At 64.3% G+C, this 13,176-nt stretch carries 13 protein-coding genes, 1 tRNA gene and 1 riboswitch; of the genes, 8 read left to right on the top strand and 6 right to left on the bottom strand.

All coding sequences use genetic code 11. The features are described 5' to 3' along the window. Positions 1 to 21: 21 nt before the first annotated feature. A riboswitch (cobalamin riboswitch) is annotated at positions 22 to 220 on the bottom strand. A 102-nt stretch (positions 221 to 322) separates the two neighbouring features. From rpmE to AAC014_RS12570, 3 genes are all read left to right on the top strand, one after another. Continuing rightward, on the top strand, positions 323 to 553 hold the full coding sequence (rpmE, locus tag AAC014_RS12580; RefSeq protein ID WP_339709001.1) for a 50S ribosomal protein L31: 231 nt from the start codon (positions 323 to 325) through the stop codon (positions 551 to 553). Between the two features lie 38 nt (positions 554 to 591). After that, positions 592 to 1,002 (top strand): VOC family protein, encoded by a 411-nt coding sequence (locus AAC014_RS12575; RefSeq protein ID WP_339708999.1) that lies wholly within the window; start codon positions 592 to 594, stop codon positions 1,000 to 1,002. Positions 1,003 to 1,068: 66 nt separating this feature from the next. After that, positions 1,069 to 2,043 (top strand): zinc-binding dehydrogenase, encoded by a 975-nt coding sequence (locus AAC014_RS12570; RefSeq protein ID WP_339708997.1) that lies wholly within the window; start codon positions 1,069 to 1,071, stop codon positions 2,041 to 2,043. Here the strand turns inward: AAC014_RS12570 and AAC014_RS12565 are convergent. Beyond that, a complete protein-coding gene (locus AAC014_RS12565) occupies positions 2,030 to 2,437 on the bottom strand; it encodes an OsmC family protein (RefSeq protein WP_339708995.1) in 408 nt (135 codons plus the stop codon). The genes AAC014_RS12570 and AAC014_RS12565 overlap by 14 nt on opposite strands. 56 nt (positions 2,438 to 2,493) lie before the next feature. Next, on the bottom strand, positions 2,494 to 3,354 hold the full coding sequence (locus AAC014_RS12560) for a pirin family protein (RefSeq protein ID WP_339708993.1): 861 nt from the start codon (positions 3,352 to 3,354) through the stop codon (positions 2,494 to 2,496). Between the two features lie 156 nt (positions 3,355 to 3,510). Between AAC014_RS12560 and AAC014_RS12555 the strand changes: the two genes are divergently transcribed. Both AAC014_RS12555 and AAC014_RS12550 read left to right on the top strand, forming a co-directional pair. Beyond that, positions 3,511 to 4,056, top strand: a complete 546-nt coding sequence (locus tag AAC014_RS12555) for a TIGR00645 family protein (RefSeq protein WP_339708991.1) — start codon at positions 3,511 to 3,513, stop codon at positions 4,054 to 4,056. Positions 4,057 to 4,263: 207 nt separating this feature from the next. Further along, complete coding sequence (locus AAC014_RS12550; RefSeq protein WP_339708989.1) at positions 4,264 to 5,448, top strand: integrase arm-type DNA-binding domain-containing protein; 1,185 nt, start codon at positions 4,264 to 4,266, stop codon at positions 5,446 to 5,448. A 91-nt stretch (positions 5,449 to 5,539) separates the two neighbouring features. Here the strand turns inward: AAC014_RS12550 and AAC014_RS12545 are convergent, their stop codons facing one another. Genes AAC014_RS12545 through AAC014_RS12535 form a run of 3 tightly spaced genes read right to left on the bottom strand, consistent with a single transcriptional unit; the run spans position 5,540 to position 9,768 of the window. Further along, positions 5,540 to 7,414, bottom strand: coding sequence for a GMC family oxidoreductase (locus AAC014_RS12545; protein ID WP_339708987.1), 1,875 nt, complete (start codon positions 7,412 to 7,414; stop codon positions 5,540 to 5,542). Next, the gene (locus AAC014_RS12540; RefSeq protein ID WP_339708985.1) at positions 7,404 to 8,210 is read right to left on the bottom strand and encodes a universal stress protein; all 807 of its coding nucleotides are present in this window, start codon (positions 8,208 to 8,210) and stop codon (positions 7,404 to 7,406) included. Before AAC014_RS12540 ends, AAC014_RS12545 begins: the two co-directional genes overlap by 11 nt. A 13-nt stretch (positions 8,211 to 8,223) precedes the next feature. Continuing rightward, the gene (locus AAC014_RS12535; protein ID WP_339708983.1) at positions 8,224 to 9,768 is read right to left on the bottom strand and encodes an MBL fold metallo-hydrolase; all 1,545 of its coding nucleotides are present in this window, start codon (positions 9,766 to 9,768) and stop codon (positions 8,224 to 8,226) included. 367 nt (positions 9,769 to 10,135) lie between these two features. Here AAC014_RS12535 and AAC014_RS12530 point away from each other — a divergent pair, with 367 nt between their 5' ends. Next, the gene (locus AAC014_RS12530; RefSeq protein WP_339708981.1) at positions 10,136 to 10,981 is read left to right on the top strand and encodes a universal stress protein; all 846 of its coding nucleotides are present in this window, start codon (positions 10,136 to 10,138) and stop codon (positions 10,979 to 10,981) included. A gap of 107 nt (positions 10,982 to 11,088) precedes the next feature. On the opposite strand, the gene AAC014_RS12525 is transcribed toward AAC014_RS12530, so the two are convergent. Beyond that, positions 11,089 to 11,178 (bottom strand) — tRNA-Ser (locus tag AAC014_RS12525). A gap of 78 nt (positions 11,179 to 11,256) precedes the next feature. Here AAC014_RS12525 and AAC014_RS12520 point away from each other — a divergent pair. Together AAC014_RS12520 and AAC014_RS12515 are read left to right on the top strand one after the other, a co-directional pair. Further along, the gene (locus AAC014_RS12520; protein ID WP_339708979.1) at positions 11,257 to 12,330 is read left to right on the top strand and encodes a lytic murein transglycosylase; all 1,074 of its coding nucleotides are present in this window, start codon (positions 11,257 to 11,259) and stop codon (positions 12,328 to 12,330) included. Positions 12,331 to 12,403: 73 nt separating this feature from the next. Continuing rightward, positions 12,404 to 13,156, top strand: a complete 753-nt coding sequence (locus AAC014_RS12515) for a septal ring lytic transglycosylase RlpA family protein (RefSeq protein WP_339708977.1) — start codon at positions 12,404 to 12,406, stop codon at positions 13,154 to 13,156. The last annotated feature ends 20 nt before the right edge of the window (positions 13,157 to 13,176 follow it).

Here is a 13,176-nt window from a genome sequence, read left to right as displayed (position 1 = left end):
GCGATCGGCTGGACCCGGCCGGGCGTGGACGACAGACATGGCAGGTTTCCTGGCTTGCGGGTCATCGCCTTGCATGTCGCCTTCCCGGTCGGGCTTTCGGGCCTTCCCAGTGGCATTTCGACATGCAGGCTATCCGCCTACAGTTGCGGGCACAGCGCCGGTTTTCGACCGGCTTCCCTTTTATCCCCGTTTCCGGGGCACCACATCACGGGGCGGGCCTTAGTCCCTTGCGGTCCGGCTTGCAAGTGGCGCGCGTGTCGGTTATTGGCGCCGCTTTCCCGGCTGCTGGTCGGAAACCAGCGGCAGACATCGGAGCAGTCCAGTGAAGCAGAACATCCATCCCGACTATCACACCATCACGGTGCAGATGACCGACGGGACGACCTATCAGTCGCGTTCGACGTGGGGCAAGGAGGGCGACACGCTCCTCCTCGAAATCGATCCGACGACGCACCCGGCCTGGACCGGCGGTAACTCGAAGATGCTCGATACCGGCGGCCGCGTCGCGCGCTTCAACAAGCGCTTCGGCGGGCTCACGCTCGGCAAGAAGTAAGCCCTGCGCGGCGGCGGCTCCACTAGGGACACGCCGCCGTGAACGGGCTCATTCATCACATCGATTTGAACGCGAGCGATCTCGCGGCGTCGAAACGCGTCTACGGCCTGCTGCTGGATGCGCTCGGCTACATGTGCGTGCGCGATGATGGCGAGTGCGAGTGGGATATCCGCACGCCGCAGGGTTTCGCTTCGGTTGGGCTCAAGCAGGCGCGCGTTTCCGGCGCGCACGAACGCTATGCCCCCGGGATCCATCATCTTGCATGGTCGGTGGATAACCGGGTGGAGGTGGACCGCATCCACGCGCTGCTCCACGATGCAGGCGTGCGTATCCTTGATGCGCCCGCGCTCTATCCCGAATATTCGGCGGATTATTACGCGGTGTTCTTCGAGGACCCCGACGGCATCAAGCTGGAGGTGCTGAACGCGCCGAGCTTCTCCCAGCGCTGAAACCATTTCGAACTTCCCCCGCGCCGTCATCCGGGGCAAGCCATCAAGTCGAAGGGATGGAGCGGGATGAAGGCGTGGGTTTGCCATCAACTGAGCAACGATCGTTCAGGATTGCGATTCGAGGCTGCGTGGCCTGATGCGCCGCCTCCCGCGCCGGGTGAGGTGCGCGTTGCGCTGTCCGCGGCGGCGCTCAATTTCCCCGATCTCCTTATGCTGGCCGGCGGATATCAGTTCAAGCCGGCGCTTCCGTTCGTCCCGGGCATCGAAGCTGTCGGCATCGTCACCACCACGGGCGCCGGCGTCGATGAAGCGCGGGTGGGGCAGCGTGTTGTCGTCGGGGCGCGTTCCGGGTGTCTTGCCGAAGCGATCACGCTCGGCGCAGAAAGCGTGCCCCTCGCGCCCCGTGGATGCTCGGATGCGGAAGCGGCGTCCTACGCGGTCGGCGCGCTCACCGCATGGGTCGGGCTCAGGGAGCGCGGACGCATCGCCAGCGGCGAGACTCTGTTGGTGACGGGCGCGGGCGGCGGCATGGGGCTTGCGGCGGTCGCGATGGGGAGGGCGCTCGGCGTGCATGTGATCGCCGCCGCGTCCGATGAACGGAAATGCGCAGCCGCCCGTGCTGCGGGCGCCGATGAAACTCTCCTGATCGACCGCACCGCGCCCGACTTTTCGGTGCTGAAGGACCGCGTCGATGTCGTGTTTGATCCGGTCGGCGGCGCACTGTTCACGTCCGCGGTGCGCACGCTGCGCTGGAACGGGCGTTATCTGCTGATCGGCTTTGCGGGCGGTATCCCTCAACCGTTCGCACTCAACTTCGCGCTCATCAAGGGGATCGAGATCGTCGGCGTGCGCGCCGGGGAGTTCGGTCGCCGCGATCCGGCCGGCGGTGTAAGGGTCCGCGCGGAGATCGATGCCCTCGTCGAATCCGGTCGTTACCGGCCGCTCATCGGTATGGAGGTGCCGCTTGGGCGCGCCGATGAGGCGTTCGCTGCGATGGCGGCCGGGACGCTCATCGGCAAGGCCGTTGTCAGGATCCGCTGAGCGTCGTTTTGACGGGCACGCCGTTCTTGATCGCGAGCGTCACCGGCGTGCGCTCGGCGATGTCCGCGAGCCGCGCGCGCTGCTCTTCTGAAAGGTCGCCGGTCAGCGTCAGCACACGCTCGATCCGCGCGGTATCGCCATCCTTCAGGTGCCGCATCGCGACCTCGGCGCGTTCGAGCGGCCAGTCCTTGCGCTTGGCATACATGCGCAGCGTGATCGCCGTGCACGATCCGAGCGCGGCGAGCAGAAGCTGGAACGGTGCCGGCCCCGCGTCCTTGCCACCCATTTTCTCGGGCTCGTCGGACACGAACGTATGATGCCCGGCACGCACATCGACCCTGTAGTCGTCCGTGCCGATGTCGGCGGTGACGCGCGCAATCGTGATTTCGGCCATGTCGCCTCCTGAAGCGGGAAAAGGGAGGCAGACGGTGCGCGCCTGCCTCCCTTCCACTATGCCGCAGCCATCCGGCCGAAGCGACCGCTGTTGAAGTCGTCGATGGCGGTGCGGATATCCGCCTCGCTGTTCATCACGAACGGACCGTAGCCGACGATCGGTTCATCGATCGGCTCGCCGGTGAGCACGAGCAGCGTGGTTTCGGCCTCCGCCGTGAACCGCGCGGTGGTTCCCGTCCGGCTCAGCTCCAGCACTTCAGCGCTTGCCGCATCCTCGCCGTTCACCAGCACCCGGCCGGACAGCACGACGACAAGCGTCGTGTGGCCTTCGGGCAGGTCGAGCGTCACGTCCGCGCCATCATCCAGCCGCACGTCCCAGACGTTGACCGGGGTAAACGTCCGCGCCGGGCCGGTCTTGCCGCCGAGCGTGCCCGCAATGATCCGCGCCTTGCCGCCGTCGAGGTCGACGACCGGAATGTCCGCGTCCACGATCGACTGGTAGCCGGGGGCCGCCATCTTGTCCTTCGCAGGCAGGTTCACCCACAGCTGAACCATGCGGAACGGCCCGCCCGCGCGCGTGAAGCCCTTCGAGTGGAACTCCTCGTGGAGCACGCCGCCGGCCGCCGTCATCCACTGCACGTCGCCGGGGCCGATGACGCCGCCGTTCCCGGCGGAATCCTTGTGCTCAACCTCGCCGTCGTAGACGATTGTGACCGTCTCGAAGCCGCGGTGCGGGTGGGTGCCCACGCCGCGCGGGGTTTCGGCAGGTTCGAACACGTGCGGGCCTGCGTAGTCGAGCAGCAGGAACGGGCTGATCGCGCTGCCCTGCGCGTGGTAGGAGATCAGCGAGCGCACCGGAAAGCCGTCGCCCACCCAGTGGGGCTGTTCGTTGGTGTGGCGCGTTGTGATCGTCTTCATGTCTCATGCTCCTGTGCGCGGAAGAGGCAAACCTTCCGCCTTCGGGTTCCCATGTAGGAACGCGGAAGCGGGCGGGGAGGGGGCGCGCTTGCAACGCGGGGTTTCCCGCAGCGGAACGGCCTTGGAGAATCGCCGCGTCCTTTGTAGGCCGCTTGCATGTCCGATCCCACTTCAGGCGCATCGTCGCCTCTCCGCCCGCTTCCGCTTCTCATCTTCAGCTCACGCTGGCTGCAGCTGCCGCTCTACCTGGGCCTCATCGTCGCGCAGGGCGTCTATGTGCTCCTGTTCCTGAAGGAGCTGTACCACCTCGTCATGCACAGCTGGGAGTTCACCGAGCAGCAGATCATGCTTTTGGTTCTCGGCCTCATCGACGTGGTGATGATCTCGAACCTGCTCGTGATGGTCATTGTCGGCGGTTATGAGACCTTTGTCTCTCGCCTGGGCCTCAAGGGCCATCCCGACCAACCAGAATGGCTGAGCCACGTGAACGCGGGCGTGCTCAAGGTGAAGCTCGCGATGGCGATTATCGGCATCTCGTCGATCCACCTGCTGCGCACCTTCATCGAGGCAAGCAACATCGGGATGCCGAACGCACGCATCACCGAGGCCGGCGTGCTGTGGCAGACGATCATCCACACCGTCTTCATCATCTCGGCGATCGGCATCGCCTGGGTGGACCGGATGACACAGCAAAAGCACTGAGAGTCTGCGCGAGAAATTGGCGGACAGGGTGTCCGCCGTATGGCCTGTTTCACGAGGGTTCGATTTCTACCAAGAGATTTCACTAAACATATATATATCAATATATTGAGTGCAACGCGGTTCCCTGAGCGTCTCTCGACATCCCGCTTAATCCCGGTCATAAAGTGGGGCCGAAAGTAGGGCCCAAAGTGGGGCCGGGAGGCGAAAGTGTCGCGAACGCTAAACAGGCTGACAGCAGTGCAGGTGGCGAAGCTGAAGACGGATGGCCGTCATGCCGACGGTGGCGGCCTTTACCTGTCGATCGATGGCAGCCGGCGGCGCTGGATTTTCCTCTATACGCGCTTCGGAAAGCGCGCTGAGCTTGGGCTCGGTAGCGCCCGCGACCTTTCGCTAGCCGACGCGCGGGCGAAGGCGGCCGAGCTGCGGGCAACCATCGCGTCGGGCAAGGATCCGAAGGCCGAGCGCATCCGCCACAACGAGATCCCGAGCTTCGGCGAATGGGCGGACCGTTATGTCGAGACGATGCGGCCCTCTTGGAGAAATGCCAAGCACGCCGCGCAGTGGACGATGACGCTGACAGTCTATGCCAAACCAATCCGGAGCCTGCCGGTCAACGAGGTCAGTACCGAGGATGTGCTCTCAGTGCTGCGACCACTCTGGGCACGGACGCCCGAGACTGCCGAGCGGCTGCGCGGCCGCATCGAGAACGTGCTCGATGCTGCGCGGGCCAAGGGCTTCCGAGGCGGAGAAAACCCGGCGCGTTGGCGCGGGCATCTCGACCAGCTGCTGCCCAAGCGGCAGCGCCTGTCGCGCGGGCATCATACGGCGCTGGCGTATGACGCGATCCCTACGTTCATGGTGTCACTCGACGAGCGACCGGCGATGGCGGCACGCGCACTCGCATTCACGATCCTGACGGCGGGGCGTTCGGGCGAAGTGCTGGGCGCTCGCTGGCCTGAGATCGATCTCGACAAGGCGGTGTGGACCGTGCCGGCCAGACGCATGAAGGCGGGGCGTGAACACCGCGTTCCATTGTCGCCGCAAGCGATGGCGATCGTCTCGGCGCTTCATGAAGATGGCAAGACGGGGTTCGTGTTCTCCGGCACGTCTCCCGACAAGCCGCTGTCGATCATGGCGATGTCGATGCTGCTGCGGCGCATGAAGGCCGGAGTCACGGTGCATGGCTTCCGGTCGAGCTTTCGGGACTGGGCTTCGGAGACAACCGGCTTCCCGCATGAGGTCTGCGAGATGGCACTTGCGCATACCATCCCCAACAAGGCAGAGGCCGCTTATCGGCGCGGCGATCTCTTCGAGAAACGCCGTAAGCTTATGGAAGCCTGGGGGGGCTACTGCGCAGGGGAGCCGGACGCGGCCACGCAAGCTGCCGCCTGATTACGCTTATTCCGCCGGCAGGTCGTCGACATCGAAGAACATCGGGTTCTTCATCCAGGGGATTCCCGCAAATGTCATAGCGCCGTATAGGTCATGCCCGCGGCAAGGGGCTGTCGGGCTCCCGTGTCTGCTTCGTGGCCGGGTCCTCATCATCCTCCTCTTGGTCATCGGGTGTCTGAAAGGTCGGTGCTGCGGGAACCGTGTCGTCGATCGGCGCGGCATCGGGGAACATGTCGAACTCGTTGTCCATCGTCTGATCGCCCACCAGCATGAGCCCGAAGATCACGGCAGCGGCCAGTTCTGGCCTGATCGACCACCGGCGCGCAGATACTGCGCGTGCCGGGCGAACCGCCGGCTGCGGCTCGCGGAGGGGCTGTGGCTGCGCGCGATTGAGCCTATCGGCCACGGCATCCCCCGTGCGCTTGGCGAGCGCGACGATCGTGAGTGTCGGATTTGCCCAGCCCGAGGTGGGGAACAGCGAACTGCCGGCGACGTAGAGATTTGCATGGCCATGCACGCGGCCTTCGGCGTCGCACACGCCCTGCGCCGGGCTGTCTGCCATGCGCGTGGTGCCGATATGGTGATAGCCGCCGATGGGGTGCGAACTGATGAGCGGGTCTGTCCTCCAGCGGCGCCCGCTGCCGAGCAGCCACTCCGCCATCTCGACACGTCCCATGCCGAGGCGTTCGAGTTCATGCCCGAAATCCTGCGCGAGCACGGCGACGCTTTCGATGTCGAGCTCGGTGAGGCGCCAATCGAGCGTGATGCGCGGGACGCCAAGCGGGTCCGTTTCCGTATCAAGCTGAACGCGGCTGTCCGGGTTCGGCGCCTGCTCGGCGCGGACGAGGAGCGCAAGATCGAGACCGCCCATCTTGTGAAGCAGCCAGGGGCGCAGGGGGTCCGCGCGCTCCTGCACGAACGAGGCTGCGCGCTTGGTGAGCATCCAGAGCCCGCGCCCGGCGCGCGTCGGCGGCGTTTTGTGCTTGAGGCCCGAATAGGCGCGCATCCCGATGAACTGGTGGGCGCTCGCCGGTTGGCGGCCGGCGACGATCATCGAGGTGTTGAGGATGCGGCGTTCCGCCTGCCGTGCAGCGCTCGGCGTGATGAGCGCGGCAACCTTTCGGCCATCGACGCGGTGTGGGCGCGCGAAGGCCTTCAGCAGTGCCCATGTGTCGCCGTCCACAACGCGCCCGCCGCGTGCGTGCGGGTGTTCCATGAAGAAGCGGCCGACGAGATCGCGATCGTTGCCGAGGCGGTTGGCAAGCAGCAGGCGCGGGTTTTCCAGGCCGCCCGCCGCGAGGACGAAGTGGCGGGCGTGCACGCGGATGCCGCGGCCGGAAAGGCTTTTCGCCTCGACATGGGTGATGGCGCGACCTTCGCTTGCCGCGATGCGGGTGACGGTGGCGTGGGTGATGATGGTGCAGCGCGGATGCGCGCGGAGATCCGCGCAGGCATCGAAGGTGAAGCGGTTGAAACGCTCATCGAACTGCCACGTGCCGAGCGAAAGTCGAGCGGGATCAAGGTCCGGGAGCGGCACGCCTGCGGCCTTCATGGCCTGAGCGCCATCCGGGCCTTGCGGAAAGCCCAGTTCCGACCATGCCTCGCGGTAATAGGGCTCCAGCGTTTCGCGGGAGATCGGCCAGCCCGAGTGAGGCACCCAGTCGCGGCGCTCGAAATCGATGGGATCGAGCTCAGCGCAGCGGCCGCCCCAGATCGCCGTTGTGCCGCCGAAGAAGCGCAGGCGCGAATCCTCGAGGTCGTAATAGTCTTCGCCGACATTGCGCCCGGCACCGAGGTCCGCCGTGTCCGGCTCGTAGTCGAGGCCGCCGCTTTCGAGGAGGACGACGCTGCGTCCCTGCGCGAGCAGGCGGCGGGCAACACCAATGCCCGCCGCGCCTGCGCCGATGATGCACACTTCCGTCAGCCGCGTGGCGGGAAGGTCGTCAAATTGAAGATCAAGATGCATGGCCGTTGCTGCTGTGGCAGGCCATAAGATCGACGCGACCGCCGGAGACAAGCTCGTTCAGAAGCCGTTCCGGCTCTCCCGGCTCGATAAGGCGCGTGGCGCGCGCGGCAAACACTTCAGGCAGTTTCGCTTCCGACAGGAATCTGTCGCATGCCTTCTGACCCCATTCATCAAACTCATCGCGGACGTTCCACGCGTCGAGTATGCCTGAAAATGGTATGGAGTAGCCGTTGAAGAGCGTGAAATCCGCCATGGGAAAGAAAGCGACCGCGTGGCTGAGCGCGACGCCGGAGGCAGGCGAAAAATCGGTCGCTACGACAATTTTGCCGTACATCCGCTTCGGGCGGTTGCGAACAATGAGGAGCGGTGCCGGAGCCTTCTGGACAAGTTTGTGTACCGTATCGCCGAGGAGCTTGCGCCCGAGCGCCTCATCGCGCGCAATGCCGATCACAATCAGATCTGCGCCGATACGTTCCGCTGTCCGAACAATGACCTCGGAAGGCTCTCCGCTTTTAGCAATGACATCCAGAGGAATGTCGAGATCGAAAAGGTCGGCCTGAATGCGTCCCATCGCCGCCTTGACCGGGTCAGGCGGCCGACGCCAGGAAGGGGAGTTCCACTCCCTGCGGAGGTCGCGGACGTGGTAATTTGGATCGACGGCGTGGACGACGGTGAGCTTCGCATTCCATTCCCGCGCGAGCATCACCGCCCTGTCGAGCGCACGATCGCTTCGAGCGCCGAGGTCGGTGGCAAGCAGCAGATGCCGCAACTGCGCGGCGGATTCGCCGGTCGTCATTTCCGCTCTCCCTTTATAGTTTGTGTCTCGTTTTCCTGCTCATTCGGTTCGCCTTGTACGATTGCAGCACTGCACGCATCCGCTCGACTGCCTCGCGCCGCGCCGCCGCACTTTCGATTTCAGAAAGTTCGCGCTTCAGATTGACGGCGAAGTCCGCGTAGGCGTTCTGCCAGTCGCGGCCCACGACGGATTCCATATCCATCCGCCCGCACGAAAGGCGCCGCGCCTTCGCCCGTGGCGGCAAGGCGTAGCGTTCGCCCAGTTCCGGCGTGATGATCGAGGCCGCCGCATCCTCTTGCTGCAACAGCCGACGCAGGCTTTCCATCGCGTCCGCCTCTCCATGTGTCAGGAAGATGCTACCGACGATCGGCCGGCGATCATTGATCCAGCGCAAGATGTCTGTCTGGTCGGCGTGGGCGGAGTAGCTGTCGAGACGCCGGATCTGCGCTCGCACCGCCACGTCATGGCCGGAAATGCGGACACGGGCGGCGCCGTCCATGATCGTGCGCCCGAGCGTTCCCACTGCCTGGAAGCCAACGAACAGAACGGTTGAGTCCCGGCGCCCCAGATTATGTCGGAGGTGATGTCGGACGCGGCCACTTTCGCACATGCCTGAAGCCGCCATGATGATGGCGCCGGACACGCTGTTTAACCTCATCGATTGGGAAGCGCTGCCGACGTAGTGAAACGCCGCGTGCCGGAATATCTCGCCCGATCCCATGTCTTCGAGTTCGGCCGCATGACGTGCAAATACACCGGTGGTCTTGCTGGCGAGCGGCGAATCGATGAAGACCTGTGTGTGGGGCAGTTGGCCGGTGTTGATAAGCATGGCTACATCGAGCAGAAGTTCCTGGGTCCGTTCCAGGGCGAATACGGGAATGACAAGGTTGCCACCGCGGGTCATTGCGGCCTTGATCTCGGCGAGGAGCAACCGGCGGCGCTCATCAATCATCACGTGTTCACGGCTACGGTTGCCGTATGTGCTTTCACAGATGACGTGGTCGAAGTTCTGCGGGGCCTCCGGGTCGGGGTGGAAGGCCTTGTGTTCGGGGCCGATGTCGCCGGAGAACAGCAGGCGCGTCCCGCCAGCTTCGATCTCGACGGAAGCCGAACCAAGGATATGGCCTGCGTTCCACAGTCGGGCGCGGACGCCCGGCATGGGTTCGAACCACTGTTCGAGGGCGACGGGCCTTGCAAGCGCGCAGGCCTGTTTCGCATCCTCCTCGGTATAGATCGGCTCGGCCTGAGGCTCATCGGCGCGGTCCGCGCGGCGGTTGCGCCGTTCCGTTTCGCTTTCCTGAATGCGGCCCGCGTCGGGCAACATGCAGCCGAGGAGGTCACGGGTGGGCGCTGTGCACCATAGGGGTCCTGTATATCCCTCGCGCGCCAGGCGAGGCAGAAGACCACTGTGGTCGATGTGGGCGTGGGTGACAATGACAGCGTCGAGGCGTGCCGCATCGAACCCGAAGGTCTCGGCATTCAGTGCCTCTAGCGTGCGTGATCCTTGAAACAAGCCGCAATCGATCAGCATTCGACTTTTGCCGACGCGAAGTTCCATGCAGGAGCCCGTCACGGTGCGTGCCGCGCCGTGGAGAGTGATCTCTGGCGTATCGCTCATCTTTCAGGCCTTCAGTTTTTTAACTCCAAGCCGGCGCAGAACCGTCTTTGTATCCCGCACGGAATACCGCATCCTCTTACAGATCCCCATAGATCACGAAATGGATTGAAAATTCGCACCTTCAGCTTACAGTTGACGCGTACGGAACCGGGCCCCTCTGACGGCCGACTATGCCGTGATGTCGGACCGTAACGAGCGTACTCGATTGGGCTTGACCCAGATCAGGCGGCGCCAGCATCGCTCGTTGTAAAAATCAAGGTGCCTCGGCAAGCTTATCATCTTTCTTGCCAGCGCCTTACAGAAGGGCATGACCATGATGTCACTACAAATCCTGCTTCCGTTGAATACCTTTCCTGGCAGCAATGGTGAGACTTTTCTGGATAATGCTTTGTCGGTGGCGGCCTTTCTGGAAGGTGAGCTTGAGGCGCTTGTTCTGGCGGCCGATTTTCGTCAGGTCTCAAATGCGTTGGGCAATCTGGTCCTTGACGTTCCATCACTCGTGGCCGGCGCACGAGAACAATGCCGGGAAAAGGGTGCCGCCTTGCTCCGGTCGTTGAAAGACCAGGCCAACGTCAGCGGTGTTCGGGTTCGATCCAGCGAAATCGAATGCCACCCGGCTGTATTTAGCGATCGGGCTACTGTCGCCTCTCGCTATCATGATCTTGTCCTGATGGGTCTTGCTTCCAGTGATGACTCGCTACGATCAACTGCGGAAGCGGTCATTTTCGGATCAGGCCGACCGGTGATGTTGCTGCCCGAACAGCATGCAATAGGAAGACTGGATCATGTGATGGTCGCATGGGACGGCAGCCGCGTCGCCGCCCGGGCTGTCAACGACGCGCGCATCGTTCTTGAGCGGGCAGAAAAAGTGACCATTACCGTGGTCGTCGACGAAAAGACGCTGCCAGATCAATCGTTGGGCGCCAGACTGGCGGCATATCTGACTTCTCATGGACTGAATGTCGAGCATTCCGAAATTCGTGGCGCAGGGCGGCCCATCGCAGGCGTTCTACAGGACGAGGCCGCGAGGATCGGCGCAGGTATTCTCGTCATGGGCGGTTTCGGTCACTCGCGCATGCGAGACTTCGTGCTCGGTGGCGCTACGCGCGGAATCCTCGCGGATTTGCGAATGCCTGTACTCTTGTCCCATTGAATACCCAAATCCGACCAGGGAGGCGCGATCGATAATGGGGCCCAAATAGGGGCCGAAGATGAGAGCTTAAAAAAATTTGTTATATTAAAGATGGTTATACGATTTTTTGGCGGACAGGGTGGGATTCGAACCCACGGTACGGTTGCCCGCACGGCGGTTTTCAAGACCGCTGCCTTAAACCACTCGGCCACCTGTCCGCTGCGGGCGTCTCATCGCCTATTGGGATTGTGGTTTCAAGCATGTAGGTTGGGCTGCCCGGCTGAAGGAGAGAAATCTTGATCCTGCGCTTTGCGGCAATTGCGCTCGCCCTACTCGCCCCGGCGGCGTCATCGGCCCAAACGCCGGTGGATGCGGCGCCTGCCGCAGAAGCGCCGCCCGAGCCTTCCACGGAGATGCGTTTCCAGAAGTGGCTGGCCGACTTCCGCGCCCGCGCGGCCGGGGAGGGGATCAGCGCCGGAACGCTTTCGAGCGCGCTCGACCGTCTCACCTACAGCCCGCGCGTCGTGGAACTGGACCGCGCGCAACCCGACGATAGCCGGCCGCAGAGCGTGCCGCTGTTCAGCGATTACCTCGCCGCGCGGCTCGTCCCGGCGCGCATCAACCCCGGTAAGCGCCTCGCCGCCGAGCTGAACCCCACGCTCCGCGCCGTCCAGGCCCGCTACGGCGTGCCGCCCGAAATCATGCTCGGCATCTGGGGCATGGAGACGAGCTACGGCGGCTACACGGGCAATTTCGATCTCGTCCGTTCGCTCGCCAGCCTCGCGTTCGATGGCCGCCGCGAGGCACTGTTCACGCGCGAGCTGATCGCGGCGCTGCGCATGATCGACAGCGGTGTGCCGCGCAGCCGGCTTGTCGGCTCGTGGGCAGGTGCCACCGGAAACCCGCAGTTCCTGCCGTCGTCGTACCTGACGCACGCGGTCGACTTCGACGGAGACGGTACCGCCGACATCTGGCAGAGCCGCGCCGACACGGCCGCTTCCATCGCCAATTACCTCAAGAACAACGGCTGGGTGACGGGCGGCGACTGGGCGATGCGCGTGTCCGTGCCCGCCGCGCTGGACCGGATGCGCGTCGTCAACACGGTCGAGCCCAAAAGCTGCACGCGCGTGCTTGCCAAGCACAGCCGCTGGATTCCGGTGAAGGAATGGCGCGAACTCGGCCTGCAGCCGCTCGATGGCCGCACCTGGCCCGCCGACGACACGCTCGCAACGCTCGTCGAGCCCGATGGCCCCGGCAAGGGTGCATACCTCGCCTACGGCAATTTCCGCGCGCTCCTCGCCTACAATTGCTCGAACTTCTACGCGCTCTCGGTCGGGTTGCTCGCGGACCAGCTGCGCAGCGGAGGCTGAGAGTAGCCGCTTGACTGCGTCGCTATTCGGTGATTCCAGTTCCCGCACTATTTGTTCTGCGGGGAGGGGTTTGATGAGCGGTCTTCGGTCTGTCGGGTCTGGCCTTGTGCCGATCCTGCTCCTGCCGCTGCTCGCCGCGTGCGCGGGGAGCGTGCAGGCGCCCAGGAGCGCGGGCACCTACAAGGTCGGCAATCCCTATCAGATCGCGGGCAAGTGGTATTACCCGTCCGACGATCCGCATTATCAGGAAACCGGTACCGCCTCGTGGTACGGCCCGACGTTCCACGGCAAGTCCACCGCGAACGGCGAGCAGTTTAACGAGAACGACGTCACTGCCGCCCACCGCACGCTGCCCATGCCGAGCTATGTGGAGGTCACGAACCTCGAAAACGGCCGCAAGCTTATCGTGCGCGTCAACGATCGCGGGCCGTTCGCGAAGGACCGCATCATCGATCTGTCGCGCCGCTCCGCGCAGCTACTCGGCGTCGAGCAGGCGGGCACGGCGCGCGTGCATGTGAAGCGCATCTATCCGAAGGGCCAGCCGCCTGCGGTGGTCGCCGCGGCTCCACCGGCACCGGTCACAATCGTGCCTGTCGGCGACATCTTCGTGCAGGTCGCCGCGCTTTCCGATCGCGGCCGCGCTTCCAGCCTTGCCGCGGAACTCAGCCGCTTCGGCGTCAGCAACATCAGCTCCACCGGCACGGGCTTCTACCGCGTCCGCGTCGGCCCCTTCGCTGACGAGACCAGCGCAGCAGCGGTGCTGGCGCAGCTTCAGGCGGCGGGCTATGCGGAGGCGCGCGTCGTCGGATCGAAGCCGACGGCCTGAGTTTCAAAGCAATCAAGGCA

This window comes from uncultured Sphingosinicella sp., assembly GCF_963974575.1.
GTDB lineage: Bacteria > Pseudomonadota > Alphaproteobacteria > Sphingomonadales > Sphingomonadaceae > Sphingosinicella.
The sequence above is the reverse complement of the archived record's forward strand: the minus strand, read 5'-3'. Positions and strand labels throughout refer to the sequence as shown.